Source organism: Myxococcales bacterium (genome assembly GCA_016699535.1).
Lineage (GTDB): Bacteria > Myxococcota_A > Polyangia > Polyangiales.
This window is the reverse complement of sequence record CP064980.1, coordinates 2,462,384-2,482,291: the sequence shown is the minus strand read 5'-3', so window position 1 is coordinate 2,482,291 and position 19,908 is coordinate 2,462,384. Positions and strand designations below refer to the sequence as shown.

The following is a 19,908-nucleotide window of genomic DNA, read 5'->3' as shown; positions in this document are numbered from 1 at the left end:
CTAAGCCAAACGAGGGTTATGAAAATCGCGTTTTTTGATGCTCACCATTATGATCGCAAATCGTTTGAAGCACAAAACCAAACAATCCAGCACGATATCACCTTCCTGGAACCAAGGCTGACTCACAACACCGCCATGCTTGCCAAGGGGCACACAGCCGTCTGCTCCTTTGTTAACGACACCGTGGATAAAGAGACTCTTCAGATACTCAAAGAGTGCAGCGTAAAGCTCGTAGCGCTTCGCTCTGCCGGCTACAATCACGTTGATCTAAAAGCAGCCGCCGAGCTGGGCATTAAAATTGTTCGCGTACCTGAATATTCACCTTTTGCAGTAGCCGAGCACTCAGTGGCCTTGCTGCTGGCACTCAACCGAAAAATTTTCCGTGCCTACAATCGTGTGCGCGATTGGAATTTTTCGCTCGATGGCCTCGTGGGCTTTGATCTGCACGGCAAAACCGTTGGCATCATCGGAACAGGACGCATTGGCAAGGTCGCAGCCCGCATTTTCCGCGGCTTTGGCTGCCACATCATCGCGCACGACGTTAAGCCTGACCAAGAACTCGTCTTCGAGCTCGGCGTCGAGTATTTGCCGCTCCAAACACTCTACAGCACATCCGACATCCTTTGCCTCTACGTCCCGCTCACACCGGAAACACATCATCTAATCAATGCGGAGGCTCTCTCTGCGATGAAAAAAGGAGCCATTTTGATCAACACCAGTCGTGGCGCGCTCATTGACAGCCCGGCACTGATAGAAGTTCTAAAAACGGGTCAGCTCGGCGCAGCCGGCCTTGATGTGTACGAAGAAGAAGAAGGCGTCTTTTTCCAAGACTTATCCAACCGTGTCTTACAAGACGACGTTCTTGCCAGACTGCTGACCTTCCCAAACGTCATCGTCACCTCGCATCAAGCCTTTTTAACCCAAGAAGCCCTGCAAAACATCGCCCAAACCACCTTGCAAAACATCAGCGACTTTGAGAACGCTAAGCCCCTGCTCAACGAAGTGCACATCGATCAGGTCCAACCCGCACCTCGGCTCAACCGCTAAGGGATTGAAATTACAAAAGCTATAGGCAGCCTCCCAGCGGCCCTTGTTGCCCTGCTAGCCAGAGGCTACAACGCGCCCATGAGCTTGTATTTTTTTCGAATCGCCTTGCTGTGCTTTTTGGCAGGCTGCACAGCCAAAGCCGCGGAAACAAAAACGGTCATGCTGAGTGACTTGCCAACCGAGAGCCTAAGTGCCAGCGGCGTTTGGCAGAGCGGTGCCTGGACAGGTAGCGATGCTGAGCCTTGGATCCAATACAACGGCCGAGTGCTCTTACGCCTCGAGCACCGTCTGGGCCGGGTTCCGAGCGCGATTCTTGTCTATCTTTCCTTTTCTTCCGATGGGCGCTCCGCAGCACTTTCGGCTGGCGACATGGCCCATATTATTTCGGCGGACGAACAGTTTGTAGAAATAAGCAATCAAACAAACAGCGATTTTTACGCACGCGTGGTCCTCTACTAAAGCGAAGCATTTAGGATAAAACCCTCAATTCGCTGATTTTTTGGCAATTTCGCTTGTTTGGCTCAAAGCAATGCTTAAGCTAAATTATTAAGAGGTGTGGTATTTTGGCATTTAGATGGTGATTACAGCGACTTATGGCACAAAATTCGAAATCAGATGATGAACTGGGTGTTCAGACCCTAAGCCGGCCGAAAAGCTCGCTTCGACCGCCGCGCATGTACAAGGTTATCTTGCATAACGACGATTACACCACGCGTGACTTTGTCGTGGACATCCTCTGCCATGTATTCGGACACGCGGAAACAGTCGCCATCCAGATCATGCTGCAGGTCCATACCTCTGGCAGCGGGGTCGCCGGCATATACACCCACGAAATCGCTGAAACGAAAATCCACACAGTTGATACCCTAGCAAAAGAAAACGAATTCCCCTTGAAACTTAGCTTGGAACCGGAGGGCACTTAGCCTATGGCTTCACCGATCATTGCAAAAGAGCTGCAAAAGAGCATTAAAGCCGCCTTTGAACTCGCAGCCAAGCTGCATCACCCCTACGTGACGGTCGAGCATCTTGTGGCAAGTTTGATGGATGATACCACCGTGCGTGGTGCGCTTGATTCCTTTAAATCCTCGCCCGACAAACTCAAAGACACACTGCTCACCTTTCTTAGTGAGCAAATCGAACAAATCAACGACGAGACGCAAGCCAACCCCCAACAGACCTTGGCCGTTGAACGGGTGCTGCATCGCGCTGCTATTCATGCCCTGAACTCCGAATCGCCCATGATAGATGGCGCACGTGTACTTATTGAAGTGTTTGATGAAGTCGAGTCCTATGCGGTGTATGTATTAAAGCAGGCTGGCATCACTGCCCTATCGTTGAAAGAATACGTCTCGCACCTTGCACCTTCACACGCCCTTTCCTCCAAGCACAGCAAACAAGACGAGCCCGGCCTCGATGATGACGAACCGGCGCAAGACCACGACCCGCTTGCAGAATTTACAACCAATCTTGTCGAAGAAGCCGCCGCCGGCCGCATCGATCCGTTGATTGGCCGCGACAAAGAAGTCGAACGCGCTATCTACATCTTGGCTCGGCGCCGCAAAAACAATCCGCTTTTTGTGGGTGATCCTGGCGTGGGCAAAACCGCCCTGGCCGAAGGCCTGGCGTTACGCATCTACGAAGGCAAAGTGCCTCAACATTTGCGCTCCGCAATCATTTACTCGCTCGACATGGGAGCTTTACTTGCAGGCACCAAGTTTCGCGGCCAATTTGAAGAACGCCTCAAAGGGGTGATCAAGGCTCTGCAAGAGCAGCAAAACGCCATTGTCTTTATCGATGAAATCCACACCATTGTTGGAGCCGGCATGACCAGCTGTGGCTCGATGGATGCCTCGAACATCCAGAAACCAGCCCTTGCTTCAGGCAAACTTCGCTGCATTGGCTCAACCACCCACAGCGATTTTAAGGCCTCCTTTGATCACGATCGCGCTTTGTCCCGCCGCTTCCAACGCATCGATGTCAAAGAACCCAGCGTGGATGAAACCGTGCAAATCCTCAAGGGCCTCAAAGCGCGCTACGAGAGCCATCACCACGTGCGCTATGAAAACCGCGCCCTTGAAGCGGCCGCCAAACTTTCACAAAAATTCCTACGCGATTTGCGTCTGCCCGATAAAGCCATCGACGTGATGGACGAAGCAGGTGTCATTGGCCAGCTTAAAGTCGGACGTAAATCGACACCCAAGGTGACCGTCAAAGACATCGAAGCGGTGGTTTCGCGCATGGCGGGGGTGCCAGCACAAAGCGTCTCTGTTTCAGACCGTGATCATCTTAAGCACCTTGGCGATAAGCTTCGCGAAGTCATCTTCGGCCAGAACGAAGCGGTTGAGCGCATCGTCTCGGCCATTAAACTATCCCGCGCTGGCCTGCGCGATCCAGACAAACCAGTGGGCTCCTTTTTGTTCTCGGGCCCTACCGGCGTCGGCAAAACCGAACTAGCCAAACAACTGGCCAAGGCCATGGGCGTTGAGTTTTTACGTTTTGACATGAGCGAGTACTCGGAAAAACACACCGTCTCACGCTTGATTGGCGCACCTCCCGGCTACGTCGGCTTTGAGCAAGGCGGCATGCTTACCGATGGTGTCCGGCAAAACCCATCCTGCGTGGTCGTCTTGGATGAAATCGAAAAAGCGCACCCCGATTTATACAATGTGCTTTTGCAAATCATGGACCACGCCACCCTCACCGACAACACGGGCCGACAAGCTGATTTTCGCAACGTCGTGCTCATCATGACCACCAACGCAGGTGCGTTTGAAATGAGTACACGCGATATTGGTTTTGGCAGCGCGGCCGATGGCGTGAATGTCGATCGCGCGAAAAACGCCATCGAGCGCACTTTTAGCCCCGAGTTTCGCAATCGCTTGGACGCGTGGGTACGTTTTGATGCCCTTGGCAAAGACACCGTGCTTCGCATTGTTGATAAAGAAGTTGCCTTGCTTTCGGCCATGCTTAAAGAAAAAGGCTTAACCTTGAGCATCAGCGACGAAGCGCGACAGTGGTTTGCCGAACACGGCTACGATCAAGCCATGGGCGCACGTCCGATGGCGCGGCTGGTGGAAGAAAAGCTCAAACGCCCCCTTGCCGAAACCCTGCTCTTTGAGAACACCACCAACGCATCCAAGTTGCATATCAAGGTTAAAAACAACGACATTGACCTTCAACTCGAAAACAGCCATTCCAAAAAATGACATGTTTTCAGCTAAAAACATGCCATTTTTGGCATAATTTTCAAAACAACAAGCCACTTCTGTCATGGTGCCTCTTTTAGGCTCCGCTCTGATCTTTCCGCCTCCGGAGAGCGCAGGGCCTGAAGGCTTGGTTGCCATCGGCGGCGATTTATCGGTCGAACGACTGATACTCGCCTACAGCCAAGGCATTTTTCCATGGCCCCATCATGGTTTGCCCCTGCTCTGGTTTAGTCCCGATCCGCGTTACGTGCTTGAGCCAGGCCAAGTCCATCTTTCCCGTTCGTTAAAACGACGCATTCGAAAACAACCTTTTGAGATTCGATTCGATACTGCATTTTCGCAAGTGATCAGTGCTTGCGCTGCTGTGCCACGTCCCGGACAGCAAGGCACCTGGATCACCGATGAGATGCGTGAAGGCTACGAAGCTTTGCACGAACGCGGTTTTGCACACAGCATCGAGGCCTGGCAAGGCGATAGGCTCGTTGGCGGTCTTTACGGCGTTGCACTTGGCAGTATGTTTTTTGGTGAAACCATGTTCGCCATCGAGAACGACGCTTCAAAAATCGCTTTCATCACTTTGCTCGGCCATTTGATCGACTGGGACTACACCTTGGTGGATTGTCAAAGCTACACCGAGCATCTCGAACGCTTTGGCGCAAAGCCCTGGCCACGTGATCGTTTCTTAGCTTATCTGCGCAACGCCGTATCCGAACCGGGCCATATCGGCCCTTGGACGCTCGAGCTTAGTCCAGAGCAATGCCTCAATCGGATAGAAACCTGCTCAACTTAGCACTGCTGCCATGGGACAGGGTTTAATAAGTAAACAAATAAACTTCGCCTTGTTCTGTACTTGTGCCGTTCGCAAGATAGGCTCCAGCCATAATTTCTTGCGAACTATGCATGGCACAGGCACGGCCCAGACTATCATCAGTTTGAGCATCGCTTGCGGTGAATAAATGCGTCTGAACAAAGCACCTAGGCCATTTGACTGAAATACATAGATGGCTCCAGAGTTGTCGGTCCAGCGGAACGATCAAGAACGCTCCTACGGCGATAACGCCGTTTTCAATGACCACCGAACGACCGAACCCATCTTTGTTTTGTGGATTGGCTGCTTCGCTGAGTGTTGCGGTGAGGGTCCAACTCCCAGAAAAGTCATACACGCGCGCATAGCCGGCTCCAACGCCATTTGTATCGTCATCATCGACTTGCGGTGCACCAACGATCAATCGGTCACCCTCTAGCGCAACGCTCGTTCCGAAGTAGTGGTCATTTCCACCGCCAGTGTCCACGAAGGTTTCGCTTCCCCAGCTCCCGGCGTTGTAATTGTAGACAAACACAGCTCCGTGATCTGCACCACTTGGATAACCAAGCGCTGTGGCCGCCATTCGTGTTCCATCGATTGCAAGCGCTCCGCCAAACAAATCGTTGTTGCCAACAATCGCTGGTTGAAGAGATTCTTGATAGGTCCAAACACTGCCTATCCGCTCGTAGGTATGGATCCATCCACCGCCAGGCCACGTCTCGCTCACCGCCAGCATCGTCCCTTCTATCGCAACAGCCCAGCCATAGAGATCAAACTGACCAGGAGGAGAACCAGCAATCTCGTCATTAAACGGCGAATCAAGTTTCACAACTTGCAGCCAGGTCCCATCGCTTTGGCGTTCATACACATAGACAGCGCCGCGATTAACGCCAACACTTGTGTCGGCTCCAACGGCACTTACCGCCAAATAGTCACCGGAAAGTGCAACATCATCCCCAAAAGCATCAAAATCGACACCATCCGAGGCCTGCAAATATTGAACCCCGGGGGTATTGGGATCGGCATCCACCATCTGCCAGCTGTTTGCAACCCGTTCGTAAATGAAAGCTTTACCGGGCACATCAACCCATTGTTGATGCGCTGCTCCAATCACCATGCGATCGCCATCCACATCTATACTTACGCCCAATTCATTATAGTCGTCTAAGAGTAAATTATTCAAAGTGTTTGAGCCTGACGAGTTGCATAAACCACTCGAACAGCTTCCGCTGCTTGCACAGACCGTACCGTTCGATTGATTCGACCATGTGCTTGTCGAAGTGGACGTGTTACAGACAGCGCATTCATTGCTTGGATTTATATCGTTGTTTGCGTAGCAAATTCCATCAATGTCACAGCCAGCGCAAGGACAAGCCCCGCAGCTCGCCACCACAGTCGATATCCGTTTCGTCTTGGTTCTGCATGCCGTCCGTACAGCTCGGGACTTGGCAAAGGTTACCCGCACACACCGATGAACTGCAATCTGCATCGTTTAGACATCCCGCTCCATCGTTGCAACTTCCGCAATGGCTTCCCCCGCAATCGGTATCTGTCTCATCCTGGTTGATTACTCCGTCCGAACAATTTGGCGCCTGGCATCCATTGGCGGTACACATGCCTGGGTCACAGTCACCCACAACGAGGCAACTTTCATCTGCAGCACACTGCGAGCAGACCGTTTCACCATCCGGCGACTCCAAAGCTTGTTCTTGCGACTCAAAGCCCAAACGCCCACAGCCGCCAAATAGCAGCAAAGCAAATACAAGGTAGCCTCTATAGCCCACGTTATAATAATACCATACTATTACATAAGAGATGCAATTATTTAAAAAAAACACAATAAATTCATACGATCTTCTTCCTAAGGATGTGAAAAACAAATTTTCAACTAAAAGATCGCATTCAGTTGTTCTGTCATGGCTTCTGCGAACATGGGCTCGTCTGCTGGGGGCTCGAAGTAGTCCTTGAGACTAAGCAAGAAGAAATACACAACAGCCGCTGAAGAACCGAGCCCGTAGAGCAGCGCTCCGCCAAACACGAGAGCTAGCAACCCGCCACTGCGTAACCCATCCGATATCGCTTCAATCGCTTCAGGCGTAAAAAACAGGTTCTGATAGCTTCCATGAAAATCCTGACCAATCATAATCAACTCAGCATCGAGACTTTCATCGCTTGGCGATACCAGAACAGTATAAAATTCCTGTGTCTCAGCATCGAATGCAATCGCTTGCACAAGCTTAGACAAATCCCCTTCAACCCTTTCCTTCCATTGGGACCCATACTTATCGCTTAACCAGTTTTCCGCCGGCTCACTGGGACGATAGGTACAACGGTTTTCCATACAATACGTAACACAAGAGAAATCCACCCGATGTTTCTTCCGGCAATAGTCTATACACCACTCATAGCAGCCTTGATGATTGTAGCCCCGACCAGACTTGCCGCGCGTATAAATACCGGACATCTGAAGCTTGTCATTGTCAACGTCTTCTTCCTCGTCATACACTTTTGACACCTCAGCAACTAACTGAGCACGAAGAGAAAGGATTTCTGAGCTTAGATTCCAATGCACGCCTGATAGACCAAACAAGTACGGATCAAGACCCCACACTTCTAGAGAGGTCGTTAAGAGCAATTCCTCCGGAAGGCTAAGTCCATTCACGTCTCCTTGTTGGAGCTTCTGATAAGCAGTTGCGCCTAACTCGGGTGATGCACAATACAAAGAGGAATCAGCCGATGCCATACAGCTTGCTTCGATTTCAGTATCTGGCACGCCGTCGCTAAATACCTCACAAACGCGTTCCCTCACAACTTGACATGTGGCTAACCAAAGCGAAAAGCTTGAACCCTCAATTCCAGGATCAAGCATTGCACCATTGTTTGACCCCAAAGAATCCTGCTGCATCGAGCAAAAACTCACGAGCATACAAAACAGAACACTACAAATCGATAAACCCTTCATTTTTATTCCTCGTTGTTCCTCAGTTATGCAACCGGCATGCCACTGCCTCTAATCGAGAAAACACGCAGTTTCTGTGATAGGTAGGAAGTCACCACGGTCTAGTCACCCCAAAGCGAGGGGGAAAAGACCCCTTTTTGACGTGAAAAGCCGCATATGTAGGACAAGCCGCCAAGGTGTGGTAGGGGCGTGTCTGATGCCAATATCAAGTACATGGGTTTTGCTCGCTAAGTTATCGGATTTGGAGCAGGCTGAGCTCTTAGCAAGCTTTCTGCGCGCACACGATGTGCAAAGCTATTTGCCAGACCAGTACACCACAAGCAATCTGTGGTTGTTCTCAACGGCGCTAGGTGGCTGCCGCGTGATGGTGCACACCGAAGACTTGGATCAAGCCAAAGCTTTGATGCAAAGCTATCAAGCAGGAGCCTCTTCGCAAAGCGAAAGCTCGTTAGAAACGACGAGCGCTGAGGAGACTCCGACAAGGTCGGCTTCCGATGACGATGCTCAGCGTGCTTTTCGCAGTGCAGTGTTTGGGTTGCTCATTCTGCCGGTCGTTGCACATCTTTATGCTCTCTTTTTATGTGGACGCATTGTGCGACGCGCCGAGCCCTTCAGTTCACGCACTCATTTTTGGCTCGCCGTCGGCATTAGCCTCTTTGTGCTGGCTTTAGTGGTGCGCCTGCTGTGGCTGGCTTTGTCCTGAAACACTTAGCGCGTCAGATAGATTGGGTTGCTCACCGCAAAGGGGATTTTTCCGGGGTGCACTTCGGACATGGAGTTTTGACCGTGGACGACAACCACCACCCAGCTACCCATTTGGCCCGATGCGACATTCACGCCAATGTCATCCGCCCAACGAATTGCACTGCTTCCATCAGGGCAATTCCCTGGCAGAGCAGCGCCGCTACCACCAATGCTGAAAAAACTACGCGCATCGTCATCTTCAAAGCTGCTCACGCTCTGGCCATCAACGATCACTTCAAAGCTGTACACATCGATCCAGTCTGGCGCCTGCGCACACACCGATAGCGTAGCTGTTTCGCCAACCCCATCCACTTGCTCACCCGGGCCTTTGCCACTGCTTTTTTCTTTAACATTAAGGTAGATGCCGCCACTGATAAACGCAGCCCCCGAACGCGTCACATCGCGAACTTGATTGGCAGTGAGCGCAGCTGGATCATCGGTGCCTAAGGATAAACACGTTCGCGGATAGCCGACCGGAGAGCTTGCCACTTTGTGACTGTCCGAAGAGCCCACCGCTACGATGCGCCGTCCACTGTTGAGCAAAGAAAACCAATCTTTGACATTGCCATCGCGATTGCTCTCAAAGCTACTGTTGTTGAATACCTCGACCACATTAAAATCTTCATCCCAAAGCTCGGGTAATCCAGGCGTTGCAGTTTCAGGATTAAATTCATCGAATACTTCTTTTGGTGTTTTGCCCACCCAACGAATAGCCCCCGCGTTAACCATCAGGATTGGGTTGTAAGGGCAGCACACCAAAATGCCCCCACTCAAAGGTAGTGAGTTCTTCCGATGGCACACCAAAAGCAAAATCAGCTAAATGGCTCCCTTCGCTTTCATCAAGCGCAGCAATCACCGGCGCAAAGTCCGAGACCCATTCATGATCCGAACGCACTAAGATTTCCAGACCATCGGCCACTGCGCCCTTAACTTTGACTTCAGGATCATCTGGAGAGTCAACCGATTGATAGGTATGGATATGATAATCGGCGCACATGACTCCAGGCGTTTCAACGACGCGATTCAAACTCGCCTCAACATCCACGGTCTCGTTCGCTTGCACCTCAATCGGGCTCGGATTTTGCCACAAATCATATTCATAGCCCCGAGAAACCCGCACATCATACTCGCCCGCAGCAACAGGCAAGCTGACCTGCCCTTTGGAAGGGAAGGCCAGATGCAAACGACCGTCGTGCGGAGGCTTTTCGCCGTAGCTTGCTGGAGGAAGCTGCATCACCGTGCTAGCCGCCGGAAGCACCTGAACCCGCGAGGGCAAGGCAAGGTCGTTGTTGTCGGCGTCATGAACCGTAACGTTTAACGTGCCTTGGCCGCTAAAAGACAAAGCGGCGGTATTCTCATCGCTTGCCAAGCTCTGCTCATTGCTGAAGTTATTGCCGAGCCGCCACGCTTTGAGTGTGACGGGCACGGAAGGCACATGTAGAGCAAAATTTCCATCGGCATCCACCAAGGTCCTACTCAACAACGCACCGCTTTCATCAAGCGCATAGACACGGGAGCCTACAGCAGGCGCATCGTCAGCCTGTTTGACGCTGCCGATGACTTCACGGAGCGCATCACCTTGCATACGCGCATAGGCTTGCTTGAGGCCATCCAGCCCTTTGCTGCCGACCACGAACCTGGCAGCATTAATCACGCTGAGTTCCTTCGCCGGTAAGGGGTTGGTCTCAAGCGGCATTGAATAGGTCGAAAAGCCAGAAACCAAAGGAATATAAACCTGAAGCGATCCCAAACTACTTGTTGCAGCATAGCTACTTGCAGACTCTTCAATAAAAGCAATGTATGGAAACTTCTCATCGTTGCCAACTTCGCCAACATCAAAACCTGCCGTTTCGATAAAGGGAGGCATACGCTCAGCCTGATAAAAGGCACTCAAGATATGGTTGATGGAAACATTCCCGCCCGAAGTCACCTCAACGGTAAGCCGAACGTCAACGTAATCAGCATCTGGCTCAAGAATGTAATCGTAGGCCACTCGCAATTGATCGTAGTCATCCGGAAGAAAGGTTTTTCCAATTTCGTTGAGAGCCGGGACGGCTTTCATCGGGCCGATGGCGCGAACCACTGCGGCTTCACCGTTCGAGCCGTCATTAAGCACGCCGACTTGCTCAGGCTCCACAGTATAGCGACCGATAAGCACAAGCGCTTCGCTGTAATCAGCAGATTGCACCATCGCGCCGTCTTTCATCACCGCGAAACCACCGATTTTTCCGCCCCACGGGTCGTAGTAATCGGAATCACGCTTTGCTTCGATGACCACAGCAATACGGCTATTGGCCAGAACGAAATGTCCAGCTTTCATGGTGGATAGACCTGTAGGGTCCACTGGAATCTCGCTTGCTTCCAAAGTCCCTGCTCGCGCCTCTCCCTCACCAACAGCAAGAGGGTCAGGATGGCCCTCGCCAAGTGCAAGATTCGGGATCGAAGGCCCAGAACCACTGGAGCAAGCGTGAAGTACAACCAAAAGACTCATCAACAAACTACTTTTTAGATGCATAACCGCTAGTAGATAGCACTAACTTAGCTCCTCCGCCACACGTGCGTAAATCGACTCCATCCTCGCACGCGGTGCAATACGGTGCTAGATTCCGCTCCATGCCTAAGCCCATCGTCGCCATCACGCTCTGTGTTAGTTCAGTCCTGAGTACACACTGCAGCGAGCACAAACAGACGCAGTCTTCGCAGGTTCAAGTGCAGCCTGAGAGCAGCGCTCGAATACCCACGCAGGCGCGTGTTGAGCAACAAGAGACAAAGCTGCCGGAACAAGCGCCAGTAAAAACCGAAACACTACCTAAACCAATTCAGGAAGCTGTTGCAGCCGCTGAAAAAGAAAAAGAAGGCCCCAACGATTGCGATCAAGCCTACCGTGGCCTTTCGGCGGCTATGGAAAAGCTCCGTGCAAACAGCCCCGAGGGCATTCCCAAGTCCATGCCAAAATACGAAGTCTTCATGGAGCACTGCGAAAGTCTTCCGCCGGGAGCTCAGCAGTGTTTAGTCCTACCCTACGCTTTGAGTCACCAAGCCGAGTGTCGCAAAGAACAAGACAATCTCGACGATCCAAGCAAACAAAAGCTTCAATCATTGCTTCAAGGTGAAGCGAAATAAAAAGCTAGGGCTGAGCGATTCCCTCCCTCACTTCGAATCGGAACGCACGATAACAACGTAAACTTTGTCGGCGATGCGTGGTGCTTCAAAAACACCGAGGCCAAAGGCTCTGCCCATAACCTGCATCTCATCGCTAAAGCCGTTGGGGGATTTTCGAAGCCTCGCCGACATTTGAGCAACGGACGGCAGGGCGTCATCGACTTCAGGTGGCGTTGAAAAATGATGAAACTGTCCATCGTAAAAGAGGTAGGCCCAAAGAATAAGATTCGCCTCGCTGGCGTACTCGATTCTTAGTTGTTGGCTCACCGCCTGGGCAAGCCGCCAAAGAGGAATGCCCACCGCAACCACACCCACCACACCATCATCGCTACTGGCAGGATGAGCGAAGAGCAAACTCACCGCAGCGGGCCCGCCTTTGTCATCTTTAAATTTCACAAGACCATGATCCGCTTTGCCTGCGAGCGCACTTTTGATGGGAGCATAATCAGAAAAACTCAGGCCCTGCATTTTGTCGTCTTGCTTTTTTACATCACGGGCAATCACCTTGCCTTCAAGGTCAACCGCAGCCACGAAGCTCTTCGGGGAGGCAATAAGCTCGGAGATTCCTTTAGGCGGCTGACTCATAAGACGCAAAGCAACTCGCATTTGCTCAGCTCGCTCGTCGTCTTGTACAGTAAAGCCCGGCGCAAGATGTTCAGCCGCAAGCTTTGTGCCCTTTTCGTGCCGCTCAATAATGCGCTTGATCCAGGCCTGGGCTTCAGGGCGATGTTTACTCAGGATGAGCCGTTGCTCAGGCTTGCTGTCTTTTTTCTCGCATGCGCTAAGTAAAAACAGCGCACACAACCCCATACAAAGCCATTGTTTCATGGTCGCTCCACCCAAAGAAAACTCGTGTAGTTATCTTTCAAATCCTGCAAATTGTCTTCTACCAGTCTAAGATCAAACAACTCAGCCAGAATCTTACTGCCCATCACTGCATGATTTGAACTTAAATCACCTGCAGCCAATTGCTTGGCGGCGTTGGCCGAGTCAATCAGCTCTCCTGTGCCGCTCACTTGTTTAAGTCTTTCATATTTTTGAGCAAGATTTTCTTTGCACTGCTTAAAGACCTGAGGGTGCGCCATCACCGAATCCACTTGCTCAAGCCGTGTATCAGGACGGATCATCAATGCATGTGAGATTTTAATCGAAAACTGCTCAACGATACGAAACTTGTAGTTCGCCATGGCATCGACGCTTTCCCCAACCATGCCACCTGTTGAGTTGTGCACCGCAAACTGACCGCGATCAATGCGGCCTTCATGCAAAGCCTTCAGCACCTGCTCCGTAGTGTACAAATAATGAATGTCAAAAGGATTAAGGTCATTGCGCTGGATGTAGTACTGCGCTGCTTCTTCGTTAAAACTGCCCTGACCGCCTTGAATGCCTACCGCCCAGCGTTCTTGAAACACGCGATTAGGCAAAGACTGTTGTAAATGCGATCAACCGCTTTACCGAGGGCCACACGCATATCAATCGTGTACGGATTCTTTGTTTGCAAGTCGGTAAACAGCTCCCAGCTGTCATTGCAAACTTGATCGCGAATCTCCAAAAGCCGTTTTGCGCCCAAGGTATCGATGTCGGTCGCTGCAAGCTTCATCTCATCGAGCACGCGACCAATAAAATGAGTCACACCCTGAGACCAGGCCGCTTTGCGATCGTGCTCCTCGGCGCTCATTGCTATGACATGCAAACCCTTGCCTTGAAAAAAGCCGGTCCAATAGTTCACTTGCTGCTCGCTTGCGCAAAAGCGGTCCATGACCATGGGCAAATCGTTGAAGCCCTGCTCACGCACGCTGTCAGGGCCAAACATCGGATGCAATAAGATAGCCTTTACACTACTCGGTAAGTGGCGCTCAAAGACCTGTTTGGCGTGAAGCTTGACCGACAGCACATCAAGCACGAGTCTGCTTTTTCCGTCTTTGCGGAACACCGGAGCATGCTTGGCCAAAACGCCCTCAAGGGCATTGATGGGCACCGCGTAGAAAATAACGGCTTGTGCCAGCGCTTGCTCTTCACTGACAAACGAAGAGCCTGCCGGGGGCAATACAGAGCTGCCCTTGGGCTCGTAGATAAAGAGCCGATGCTCCGGACTTAGAATCGAAGCAAGCACCTGGGCAAAACGACCATAACCTATGATGCCAATATCCATCGTGCCTTAGGCTAACCTCCGCACGTCACTATGGCATCCTGCCGTAGCCTGGCCAAAATAGCGCCAGCCCTAATTCTGGTTTCGGTCTTTGATGCGCGCCTTTTTGCCGCGAAGCTCGCGCAAATAAAAGAGCTTGGATTGGCGCACTTTGCCTTGGCTTAGCACTTCAACCAGCTGAATACGTGGCGAATGCAGAGGGAAGATACGCTCTACACCAACGTTGTAGGAGACTTTACGCACACAGAAGGTGGCTCCGAGTCCTCCGCCTGATTTGCGAATCACCGTGCCTTTAAAGACCTGAACACGCTCTTTTTCGCCTTCACGAATCAGATAATGAACGTTAACAGTGTCGCCAACACGGAACTTTGGAAGCTCGCGGCGTTGAGCATTTTCTAGGGCTTGGATTTGTGGGACAGGCTGGCTCATGGAAAAGCACTCTCTTTCATGGGACTGTTTCAGAAGAGCGGACCGAGCAAGCGAAGCAAGATTTTTTCGATGACAAGAACGTTTTTGCAGCAAGAGTGGTTACTTCTTGCGAAAAAACTGACGCCGTCATCGGAAACAATCTTGCGAGCTGGCGACGGGAGCTATTTTGAGGCAGTCCCTACAGAGCGCGTTTGCTAGCATGCCGCCTAAAGTCAGTCAACTACGACTGATTTATCAGGCGAAAAGCGAGCCTTCGTTCACAGAAGCATTGCCAAAATCCTCAGGGTTTGAAAGCCTAGGCCGCATGCTAAAGATAGGCGAAAAAGCTCCCGAAATTCAAGGACAAACCCATGCCGGTGAGCACTTCACCCTCAGCGACACACTAAAGAAGGGGCCGGTTGTACTGTTCTTCTATCCCAAAGACTTCACGCCGGTCTGCAGCAAAGAGGTGTGTGCTTTTCGCGATCTTTCAAGCGAGCTAGCTGGGTTTTCGGGGCAAATCGTTGGGGTGAGCGCAGATTCCTCCGACTCCCATACAAGCTTTGCCCAAGCCAATCGGCTTAACTACCCGCTTTTAAGCGATCCAAACCGAACTATCGCGAATGATTACAAGGCGATGTACTTTGGTATGTTGCCAAAACGCGTGACCTACGTGATTGGCCAAGACGGCCGCATTCGCGAAGCCCTACACAACGAGTTTTCCGCCGAAAAACACGTAAAAAGGGTCAAAAAAGCCCTAAATTTGCCATAAAACTTATTTTGTCCATATATTTTCTAGACAAACGCGCTGGCCAGTTAACAAAAAAGTATACGAACACGAGGACAAAGCTAGAAGACAATTCTTTTTTCGAGGTTTTCGTAGATTCGAGCGCGCCAACAGGACTGAGGAGGATGGTACATCGGTACCTGACGACGAGGTCCGCGGACGTAAGCCGAAGCTACGAAAACCTCGGAAAAAGTGCCTGCGGGCACCACGGGCTGACCAGTTATCATCACTTCTCGCCAATCAATCGGTCCAGGGTAATCGCAGCCGCCGTACGCACTGACAGGTGATTGTAATCCGAATAAGCCCGTATCGGAGGAAGAAGCGCATCGGCTTGCTCAATCAGCTCATCGGCAAGGCCATGCCCCGTTCCGAAAAGAAGCAAAACAGGCGCCTGGTCTTGCTCAAGTTGTGCGCTGGCTTGCGCATAACTCTCTAAAGCTTTGCTTTTGTTTTTCGAGCCGCGGTAACCCAAAGGAAGGGATCACTCGTGGTTTCCCCGCGGATGGACTCGCACGCTTGCTCGACGTTTGAAACCACGCGCACGGTTTTAAGCGCCTCACTGCGCTCAGGCACGCGGCTCTTTCCCGGACCATCGAGCCAATGCTTCAGCACCCTCGCAGAAAGTTCACGCTGTGCACTAATTGGCGTGATTAAATAGTAGCCCCCAAGACCGTAGCTGCGGGCCAGCCTGGCAAGGTCGTGAATGTCGAGATTTGTTACCGCCGTGCTCACGGTGCCGCCTGCTCGATCACGTATCGGATAGTGAACCAGACCGATAAAAATGTTTTTGCTGTTCATGGCTTCTTCTTGTCTACGGTCGATTGTCCCTGCTGTTCAATGAGCTCAGGCCGTCTACTGCGCGTACGAATAAGGGATTGTTCCTGACGGTAACGCTCAATGGCACCATGATCGCCACTTAGCAAGACCTCGGGCACTGGATACCCTCGAAACTCAGGGGGACGTGTGTATTGAGGGTATTCAAGTTGCGATTGCGCATGCGATTCGTGAAGCAACGATTCCGGATTGCCGATCACACCGGGCAACAAGCGTACCGTGCTTTCGATCATCGCCATGGCGGCTGCTTCACCTCCCATTAACACGAAATCACCCAAGGAAAGTTCTTCATCGACAAAATGACTCACACGATCATCGATGCCTTCGTAACGACCACATAGAAAAGTAAGTCTTTCCTTTTCGCTTAGTCGTTGTGCATCGCCTTGTTTAAAGACTTTGCCACTCGCACTGAGCATAATCCGATGGCTTCGTTTGCCATCGCTTTCGAAAGACTCCATGGCCTTCACCAAAGGCTCCGCTTTCATTACCATGCCGCTTCCGCCGCCGTAGGGCAGATCGTCCACGCTTTGATGTTTATCCTGTGTGAATGAGCGTGGATTGATGCATTGCAGCGAAAAACGCTGCTGCTCGAGCGCTTTACCAAGCAGCGCGGCTCTCAAATAGGAGTCAAACAACTCAGGAAAAAGGGTAACAATCGCAATGTCCATCGCAGCACTCACCGCCCTAATCGGGTTGGATTTCAAACTCGTCCCAGCGCTGAACGATGACGAGGCCTTTTGAAGTATCCACGTGCAACACAAAGTCGTCAATCATAGGAACCTCGCGTCGCCCATCGGCGCTGTTTACCACCAAACAATCCACCGATGGATAACTAAGCACGTCGATGACTTGTCCGAGCGCTTGCTCGTCGGCGTCATAAACCTGCATACCCACAAGGTCTTTGATGTAATATTCCTGATCGTCAAGCGCAGGTAAGGCATCGCTCGGTACACAGACCTCTGCCCCCTGCCAAGCTTCAGCTTGTGTGCGCGTGCGGATCCCGTCAATGCTAAGAAGAAGCGCTTTAGGGACCTCACGTGCTTTGTGAATGCGCAGCGTGCTCCGCTGCCCATTGTGAAGCAGGATAATCTCTTTTTGCTCGCGCAGAACAGCTGAATCAGGATTGTACAAATGAATCCGCAACTCACCCACAATCCCGTGAGCGCGTGCAACCCGTCCCAGAGCAACTAACTCAAGATCCTGGGCTCGGCTACTCAAGGATTTCTAGAACCGCACGCTTGCCGGAGCGCGCAGAGGTCGCAGCCAGCAATGTGCGCATGGCGCGGGCTGTTCGCCCATCTTTACCAATGACTTTGCCCAAATCATCGCCATCTACGGTGAGCTCGAGAATTAACGTCTGCTCGCCTTCAACAGCTTGCACATTGACGCCTTCCGGATTGTCCACCAGAGAGCGAGCAATGTACTCTATAAGGTCTTTCATTTGGTCCATTGTGTTTTTAAACTTAAGCTGTCGCAGCACTAAGTGCTTTGCGGTGTACACGAAGCACTTTTTGCAAGGTCTCACTTACCTGCGCGCCGTTTTCTTTCCAGTAATCAACGCGGTCATGCTGGATGCGAGCTTGCTCCATCGGCTGAGTTGGGTTGTAAGTGCCCACTTGCTCGAGAAAGCGGCCATCACGGCTAAACTGCTTGTCTTGAACAACAATGTGATAAAAAGGTCGTTTTTACACCCAAAGCGGGCAAGTCGAATCGTAACCATGTCTAAGTCCTGTTGGGGGGGTATCAGAATCGAGGGAAAATACCCGCACTTATGCCCAGCGTCAAGCGCAAGCCTTCTCTTCCGCCAGGATAAACACCCTGGCCGCCCTTGCTGCTTTCGGGCAAATGGGTCAAAAAGGTCATCTATTCAAAGGAAATACACACGATGAGCAAGCTCGAGCAGGCCACTTTTGCCGCAGGCTGTTTTTGGGGGATCGAAGCTAAATTTGCTGCTTTGGACGGCGTTTTGAGAAGCGAAGTGGGCTATACCGGCGGGCATACCGACTCCGCAAGCTATGAGCAGGTATGCAGCGGCCAAACCGGGCACGCCGAGGCCGTCACCCTGAGTTTCGATCCCGATCGCATCAGCTACGAAGGACTACTGGATGCCTTTTGGACAATGCACGACCCCACCCAATACCACCGTCAGGGCCCGGACATTGGCAGTCAGTACCGCTCCGCCATTTTCTACCACAATGAAGAGCAGCGCGAGCTAGCTCAGCAAAGCAAAGCGCAGTGTGAGAAACAAGCACGCTTCAACGAGCCCATCGTCACTGAAATCGCAAAAGCCGGAGCCTTTCACCGTGCAGAGGAATACCATCAAAAGTATTTGGCCAAACGAAGCGCTCAGCTCTAAATGGTTTTTGGCTCTATGCGCGGCGCTGTGCATCACGCTGGCAAGCGTTTGCTGGGCCTTCACGATTGACGATGCTTGGATTGTCGCGCGCTATGCGAAAAACATCGTCATCGGCGCAGGCTATGCCTTTAATCCCCATCTGCGCTCAGACGGCGTGACTGGCCCCCTCTGGATTGTTCCAATGATCACTGCCGAAGTGCTTGGATTGGACCCTATCAACTTCGCCAAGATCGCCTCAATTACTTCATCCGCGCTGGCCGTTGCCATGGCTGCTCATTTTGCAGCCTATAGCGTAGCCGATAGTCACAAAACAGTCGCTGCCATACTGGTTGTGTTGGGATGCGCTTGCGAAATCAACCTTTGGGTTTGGTCTTCATCGGGTCTTGAAACCGGCTTAGCTACCCTTACGCTGAGCGTCGTGATTTTCTCAGCTCTCCGCTCAACACCTTACGCAGGACTATGTCTGGGCTTAGCTAATCTATGCCTGGCATGGCTACGTCCGGAATGCTTGCTTTGTGGTTTTGTCGCCCTGCTTATCTTGCTAAGCTCAGCACGCAAACACCGGATAGCCGCATTGGGCCTAAGCGGGATCGGAGTACTCAGCGTTGCCGGGTTTCGCGTCTTCATGTTTGGACAGGCCCTGCCCCTCAGTATTCAAGCCAAACCCTTTTCGTTGTTAAATGGTTTGCGCTACAGCACACTTGCGCTTGGCGTACTCGGCCTTGGACTGGGCATGATGCTCATCGCTATACTCGCAAAACAACGCAAAATATTGTTGCTTGGGCTCATTCTTCTTGCCACACATTGCATCGCTGTACTCGCGGTCGGCGGCGACTGGATGCCCGGCTTTCGTTTATTTGTACCCATCCTTCCAGCTTTCTGTGCTTTTCTTAGTATTGCCGTCATAGAGCTTTATCAGCGAAGAGACGGGCTTGCTGGCTGCCCTTGCCTGGGGATGGTGTTTTTGCTTCCTATCGTTGACAGCACGGTTCAACTTCCCCGTATTGCCGCAGCGGCACATCTTCAAAGCGAGCGTGCTTCTTTGCTTGGGCGCTATCTATCGCAGAACGTAAAAAGCGCCGCCTTAGTAGACATCGGTCTTGTCGGCTACCAACATGACTTGTTCATTGTTGACCTTGCAGGTCTTACGGATCCCGTCATCGCAATGCAACCTGGGGCGTATTTAGGAAAAAGGCTGCCCATCGCCCATTTGGATCGCAAAGCGCCTCAGGCTATCGTGCTGCGCACACGTGCCTGGCACAAGTCGTGGCAAACACAACAACCACCTCCTTCAGTTTTTCTGAGCGCCATAGAAAGCAATCTCGCCAGACATCCGTGGTTCAGACATCACTATCGTTTCGCCAAACACCTAAGGTACCGCAAGGGCTACCACTATCTCGTCTACCTTCAAAAACCACAGCGTTAGCGGGTTGACAACCTTGCTCTTTCGC

At 51.7% G+C, this 19,908-nt stretch carries 24 protein-coding genes and 1 pseudogene; 10 read left to right on the top strand and 15 right to left on the bottom strand.

The window, feature by feature from the left end; genetic code table 11:
- Positions 1-18: 18 nt before the first annotated feature.
- The 5 genes from IPJ88_11730 (at position 19) to IPJ88_11710 (ending at position 5,043) form a co-directional block, all read left to right on the top strand.
- Entirely contained in the window at positions 19-1,047 is a 1,029-nt protein-coding gene (locus tag IPJ88_11730; protein ID QQR88891.1) for a 2-hydroxyacid dehydrogenase, read from the top strand.
- A 78-nt stretch (positions 1,048-1,125) separates the two neighbouring features.
- Positions 1,126-1,506 carry a hypothetical protein gene (locus tag IPJ88_11725; protein QQR88890.1) on the top strand — a complete coding sequence of 127 codons (381 nt, stop codon included), beginning with the start codon at positions 1,126-1,128 and terminating at the stop codon, positions 1,504-1,506.
- Positions 1,507-1,640: 134 nt separating this feature from the next.
- Positions 1,641-1,970, top strand: a complete 330-nt coding sequence (locus tag IPJ88_11720; GenBank protein QQR88889.1) for an ATP-dependent Clp protease adaptor ClpS — start codon at positions 1,641-1,643, stop codon at positions 1,968-1,970.
- Between the two features lie 3 nt (positions 1,971-1,973).
- Positions 1,974-4,253 (top strand): ATP-dependent Clp protease ATP-binding subunit ClpA, encoded by a 2,280-nt coding sequence (gene clpA, locus IPJ88_11715; protein QQR88888.1) that lies wholly within the window; start codon positions 1,974-1,976, stop codon positions 4,251-4,253.
- A 64-nt stretch (positions 4,254-4,317) separates the two neighbouring features.
- Positions 4,318-5,043 carry a leucyl/phenylalanyl-tRNA--protein transferase gene (locus IPJ88_11710; protein ID QQR88887.1) on the top strand — a complete coding sequence of 242 codons (726 nt, stop codon included), beginning with the start codon at positions 4,318-4,320 and terminating at the stop codon, positions 5,041-5,043.
- A 22-nt stretch (positions 5,044-5,065) separates the two neighbouring features.
- Here the strand turns inward: IPJ88_11710 and IPJ88_11705 are convergent, their stop codons facing one another.
- The 3 genes from IPJ88_11705 to IPJ88_11695 form a co-directional block, all read right to left on the bottom strand.
- Positions 5,066-6,241: a hypothetical protein gene (locus IPJ88_11705; protein QQR88886.1), complete on the bottom strand. Its 1,176-nt coding sequence runs from the start codon at positions 6,239-6,241 to the stop codon at positions 5,066-5,068.
- A gap of 169 nt (positions 6,242-6,410) precedes the next feature.
- Entirely contained in the window at positions 6,411-6,842 is a 432-nt protein-coding gene (locus tag IPJ88_11700) for a hypothetical protein (GenBank protein ID QQR88885.1), read from the bottom strand.
- Between the two features lie 104 nt (positions 6,843-6,946).
- Positions 6,947-7,927, bottom strand: coding sequence for a hypothetical protein (locus IPJ88_11695; protein QQR88884.1), 981 nt, complete (start codon positions 7,925-7,927; stop codon positions 6,947-6,949).
- A 286-nt stretch (positions 7,928-8,213) separates the two neighbouring features.
- Between IPJ88_11695 and IPJ88_11690 the strand changes: the two genes are divergently transcribed.
- The gene (locus IPJ88_11690) at positions 8,214-8,720 is read left to right on the top strand and encodes a DUF2007 domain-containing protein (GenBank protein ID QQR88883.1); all 507 of its coding nucleotides are present in this window, start codon (positions 8,214-8,216) and stop codon (positions 8,718-8,720) included.
- Between the two features lie 5 nt (positions 8,721-8,725).
- On the opposite strand, the gene IPJ88_11685 is transcribed toward IPJ88_11690, so the two are convergent.
- Positions 8,726-9,490, bottom strand: coding sequence for a hypothetical protein (locus tag IPJ88_11685; protein QQR88882.1), 765 nt, complete (start codon positions 9,488-9,490; stop codon positions 8,726-8,728).
- Entirely contained in the window at positions 9,483-11,276 is a 1,794-nt protein-coding gene (locus IPJ88_11680; protein ID QQR88881.1) for a hypothetical protein, read from the bottom strand. Before IPJ88_11680 ends, IPJ88_11685 begins: the two co-directional genes overlap by 8 nt.
- A gap of 98 nt (positions 11,277-11,374) precedes the next feature.
- Between IPJ88_11680 and IPJ88_11675 the strand changes: the two genes are divergently transcribed.
- The gene (locus tag IPJ88_11675; protein QQR88880.1) at positions 11,375-11,884 is read left to right on the top strand and encodes a hypothetical protein; all 510 of its coding nucleotides are present in this window, start codon (positions 11,375-11,377) and stop codon (positions 11,882-11,884) included.
- 27 nt (positions 11,885-11,911) lie between these two features.
- Here the strand turns inward: IPJ88_11675 and IPJ88_11670 are convergent, their stop codons facing one another.
- The 4 genes from IPJ88_11670 to rplS all read right to left on the bottom strand — a co-directional run bounded on the left by IPJ88_11670 (position 11,912) and on the right by rplS (position 14,501).
- A complete protein-coding gene (locus IPJ88_11670) occupies positions 11,912-12,751 on the bottom strand; it encodes a hypothetical protein (GenBank protein QQR88879.1) in 840 nt (279 codons plus the stop codon).
- Positions 12,748-13,335: a hypothetical protein gene (locus IPJ88_11665; protein QQR88878.1), complete on the bottom strand. Its 588-nt coding sequence runs from the start codon at positions 13,333-13,335 to the stop codon at positions 12,748-12,750. The genes IPJ88_11670 and IPJ88_11665 overlap by 4 nt, the downstream gene beginning before the upstream one ends.
- On the bottom strand, positions 13,311-14,075 hold the full coding sequence (locus IPJ88_11660) for a prephenate dehydrogenase/arogenate dehydrogenase family protein (GenBank protein ID QQR88877.1): 765 nt from the start codon (positions 14,073-14,075) through the stop codon (positions 13,311-13,313). Before IPJ88_11660 ends, IPJ88_11665 begins: the two co-directional genes overlap by 25 nt.
- A 69-nt stretch (positions 14,076-14,144) precedes the next feature.
- On the bottom strand, positions 14,145-14,501 hold the full coding sequence (rplS, locus tag IPJ88_11655; protein ID QQR88876.1) for a 50S ribosomal protein L19: 357 nt from the start codon (positions 14,499-14,501) through the stop codon (positions 14,145-14,147).
- 304 nt (positions 14,502-14,805) lie between these two features.
- On the opposite strand from rplS, the gene IPJ88_11650 reads away from it, so the two are divergent.
- Entirely contained in the window at positions 14,806-15,252 is a 447-nt protein-coding gene (locus IPJ88_11650) for a peroxiredoxin (GenBank protein ID QQR88875.1), read from the top strand.
- A gap of 241 nt (positions 15,253-15,493) precedes the next feature.
- Here IPJ88_11650 and IPJ88_11645 read toward each other — a convergent pair whose 3' ends face one another.
- From IPJ88_11645 to rpsP, 6 genes and pseudogenes are all read right to left on the bottom strand, one after another.
- Entirely contained in the window at positions 15,494-15,739 is a 246-nt protein-coding gene (locus IPJ88_11645; GenBank protein ID QQR88874.1) for a hypothetical protein, read from the bottom strand.
- The gene (locus tag IPJ88_11640; GenBank protein QQR88873.1) at positions 15,700-16,065 is read right to left on the bottom strand and encodes a hypothetical protein; all 366 of its coding nucleotides are present in this window, start codon (positions 16,063-16,065) and stop codon (positions 15,700-15,702) included. Before IPJ88_11640 ends, IPJ88_11645 begins: the two co-directional genes overlap by 40 nt.
- Positions 16,062-16,769, bottom strand: a complete 708-nt coding sequence (gene trmD, locus IPJ88_11635; GenBank protein QQR88872.1) for a tRNA (guanosine(37)-N1)-methyltransferase TrmD — start codon at positions 16,767-16,769, stop codon at positions 16,062-16,064. Before trmD ends, IPJ88_11640 begins: the two co-directional genes overlap by 4 nt.
- Positions 16,770-16,785: 16 nt before the next feature.
- Complete coding sequence (gene rimM, locus IPJ88_11630; GenBank protein QQR88871.1) at positions 16,786-17,319, bottom strand: 16S rRNA processing protein RimM; 534 nt, start codon at positions 17,317-17,319, stop codon at positions 16,786-16,788.
- Positions 17,312-17,542, bottom strand: coding sequence for a KH domain-containing protein (locus tag IPJ88_11625; GenBank protein ID QQR92029.1), 231 nt, complete (start codon positions 17,540-17,542; stop codon positions 17,312-17,314). Before IPJ88_11625 ends, rimM begins: the two co-directional genes overlap by 8 nt.
- A 22-nt stretch (positions 17,543-17,564) precedes the next feature.
- Positions 17,565-17,821 (bottom strand): annotated as a pseudogene (gene rpsP, locus IPJ88_11620) (30S ribosomal protein S16).
- 165 nt (positions 17,822-17,986) lie between these two features.
- On the opposite strand from rpsP, the gene msrA reads away from it, so the two are divergent.
- Together msrA and IPJ88_11610 are read left to right on the top strand one after the other, a co-directional pair.
- Complete coding sequence (msrA, locus tag IPJ88_11615; protein QQR88870.1) at positions 17,987-18,457, top strand: peptide-methionine (S)-S-oxide reductase MsrA; 471 nt, start codon at positions 17,987-17,989, stop codon at positions 18,455-18,457.
- The gene (locus tag IPJ88_11610) at positions 18,405-19,883 is read left to right on the top strand and encodes a hypothetical protein (protein QQR88869.1); all 1,479 of its coding nucleotides are present in this window, start codon (positions 18,405-18,407) and stop codon (positions 19,881-19,883) included. The genes msrA and IPJ88_11610 overlap by 53 nt, the downstream gene beginning before the upstream one ends.
- Positions 19,884-19,908 lie beyond the last annotated feature (25 nt).

What these genes read in the sequence shown, in the direction of transcription:
- IPJ88_11695 (QQR88884.1), bottom strand. Translation starts at nt 7,927, where the DNA reads ATGCTTGATCCTGGAATTGAGGGTTCAAGCTTTTCGCTTTGGTTAGCC.
- IPJ88_11675 (QQR88880.1), top strand. Translation starts at nt 11,375, where the DNA reads ATGCCTAAGCCCATCGTCGCCATCACGCTCTGTGTTAGTTCAGTCCTG.
- IPJ88_11625 (QQR92029.1), bottom strand. Translation starts at nt 17,542, where the DNA reads ATGAAAGACCTTATAGAGTACATTGCTCGCTCTCTGGTGGACAATCCG.
- IPJ88_11710 (QQR88887.1), top strand. Translation starts at nt 4,318, where the DNA reads ATGGTGCCTCTTTTAGGCTCCGCTCTGATCTTTCCGCCTCCGGAGAGC.
- rplS (QQR88876.1), bottom strand. Translation starts at nt 14,501, where the DNA reads ATGAGCCAGCCTGTCCCACAAATCCAAGCCCTAGAAAATGCTCAACGC.
- IPJ88_11670 (QQR88879.1), bottom strand. Translation starts at nt 12,751, where the DNA reads ATGAAACAATGGCTTTGTATGGGGTTGTGTGCGCTGTTTTTACTTAGC.
- IPJ88_11640 (QQR88873.1), bottom strand. Translation starts at nt 16,065, where the DNA reads ATGAACAGCAAAAACATTTTTATCGGTCTGGTTCACTATCCGATACGT.
- IPJ88_11720 (QQR88889.1), top strand. Translation starts at nt 1,641, where the DNA reads ATGGCACAAAATTCGAAATCAGATGATGAACTGGGTGTTCAGACCCTA.
- IPJ88_11725 (QQR88890.1), top strand. Translation starts at nt 1,126, where the DNA reads ATGAGCTTGTATTTTTTTCGAATCGCCTTGCTGTGCTTTTTGGCAGGC.
- clpA (QQR88888.1), top strand. Translation starts at nt 1,974, where the DNA reads ATGGCTTCACCGATCATTGCAAAAGAGCTGCAAAAGAGCATTAAAGCC.
- msrA (QQR88870.1), top strand. Translation starts at nt 17,987, where the DNA reads ATGAGCAAGCTCGAGCAGGCCACTTTTGCCGCAGGCTGTTTTTGGGGG.
- IPJ88_11680 (QQR88881.1), bottom strand. Translation starts at nt 11,276, where the DNA reads ATGCATCTAAAAAGTAGTTTGTTGATGAGTCTTTTGGTTGTACTTCAC.
- IPJ88_11660 (QQR88877.1), bottom strand. Translation starts at nt 14,075, where the DNA reads ATGGATATTGGCATCATAGGTTATGGTCGTTTTGCCCAGGTGCTTGCT.
- IPJ88_11730 (QQR88891.1), top strand. Translation starts at nt 19, where the DNA reads ATGAAAATCGCGTTTTTTGATGCTCACCATTATGATCGCAAATCGTTT.
- IPJ88_11690 (QQR88883.1), top strand. Translation starts at nt 8,214, where the DNA reads ATGCCAATATCAAGTACATGGGTTTTGCTCGCTAAGTTATCGGATTTG.
- IPJ88_11685 (QQR88882.1), bottom strand. Translation starts at nt 9,490, where the DNA reads ATGGTTAACGCGGGGGCTATTCGTTGGGTGGGCAAAACACCAAAAGAA.
- IPJ88_11650 (QQR88875.1), top strand. Translation starts at nt 14,806, where the DNA reads ATGCTAAAGATAGGCGAAAAAGCTCCCGAAATTCAAGGACAAACCCAT.
- trmD (QQR88872.1), bottom strand. Translation starts at nt 16,769, where the DNA reads ATGGACATTGCGATTGTTACCCTTTTTCCTGAGTTGTTTGACTCCTAT.